The following is a 1,426-nucleotide window of genomic DNA, read 5'->3' as shown; positions in this document are numbered from 1 at the left end:
AGCGTCAATAATTAAGTAAGCTTCACTTTGATCAGAATGGGGATATTTAAGGAATAAAAATATACCAGCCCTTCTATAAAATTCTAAAGAGTAAACAATATGGCTATGAATTGTAGAATTATTTTATGAATAAGAAAGACTCATTCTAGCAAAATAATTAAATTCATTTTCTTCTTGCTATTTTACTCAACAGTCTATAAAACTATAAAAATAGTCTTTAGTAAGACTCATTCTGGTAAAAACAGAAAAGTTCTCGCAAAGGGAGGTGCGACGGATCATGAAAAAATCACACAACTATCCTCATTTTATTTTAAAGCTCTTCAAGCGAAAAAATCTAAAACCCGAGAGTATGTCGCTTATCCCTACGATAAAAGCGCAATGATTTCACAACAAATACTCTAAATCATTCGCCGGACAACTTAACCTTTTTCCACAACAATACCTTATAGCCTCTTAAGCATACAAAATGATCTCTTTCACTTTAAAAACTATAAACCGCAGATCTAACAATAGCGTGCAAATATGTCCTCTTCGTATCCGTTCTATCTATTTCCTCCCCCTCAAATTCAGATTTGTTGCAAAAACAGCACTCTTCTTAAAGGCGAAAAAAATCAAAAACCCATTAACCAAATCGCTAATCAACCTTAACCGCAGCCTTGCCGAAATTCTAATTACTTCCGTTCGCCTCTGCGACAAACCTAAACTTTGTAAAGAACAAACAAAACCACACCACAAAATCATCCCTAGCGCTGAAATGTGTTTTTTTTATGTTCTGAATATGTTTTTTTACTTGGAGAATTTGTTATGAAAAAATTATATACCACATCAAAAGCGTCAGTGGTGAATGATTTTAAAAATTCTTGCTCGCTTTATCGATTACTTTTTATTAAAGCGCTTTCATTGGCTTCAGTGATTATCTTTTTATCAAATATTTCTCCTGTTTCTGCTAATACTCAGATTTTTAATAACATATCAAGCGGTTTTAGTGGCGGTACAAATGTGCTTAAAGCCATTCCACCAGCCTATGTTGTTGGCAGTAAATTATATAAAGATAGTGGCTCTGCATTTATAGAGGATGAAGATGCCTTCAAAAATTTAAATCCTAATATTAAGTTTCAAACGCAACTTGCACTTGATACTGCATTTGCGGGTAGGGAAAGTTCTAAGGATGAAGATTCCTTCAGAAATATAAATCCTAATATTAAGTTTCAAACGCAACCTGCACTTGATACTGCACTTACGGGTAAGGAAAGTTCTAAGAAGGAAAGTTCTAAGAATGTAGCGGATGCATTTTCTAGCGTGAAAAGTGCTTTCACAAGTTTAAATCATCAACTTGAACTTGCTGAGATAAAGAATCCCCCTGCTATTGAAGAGAAACAAAATAATCTATCTCAAGGTCATGATCAGCATAAGAATATAGAAGGTT

1 protein-coding gene is annotated in these 1,426 nt (G+C 33.7%); it reads left to right on the top strand.

Annotation, left to right across the window (positions count from 1 at the left end; genetic code table 11):
- Positions 1-804 precede the first annotated feature (804 nt).
- The coding region (locus tag ACFIKO_RS09210) for a hypothetical protein (protein WP_375673870.1) at positions 805-1,426 on the top strand (622 nt) is incomplete at its 3' end.

The organism is Bartonella sp. TS82HLJMH (assembly GCF_042193495.1).
Lineage (GTDB): Bacteria > Pseudomonadota > Alphaproteobacteria > Rhizobiales > Rhizobiaceae > Bartonella > Bartonella grahamii.
Note: the sequence above shows the minus strand (reverse complement) of the source record. Positions and strands in the feature narration are given on the sequence as shown.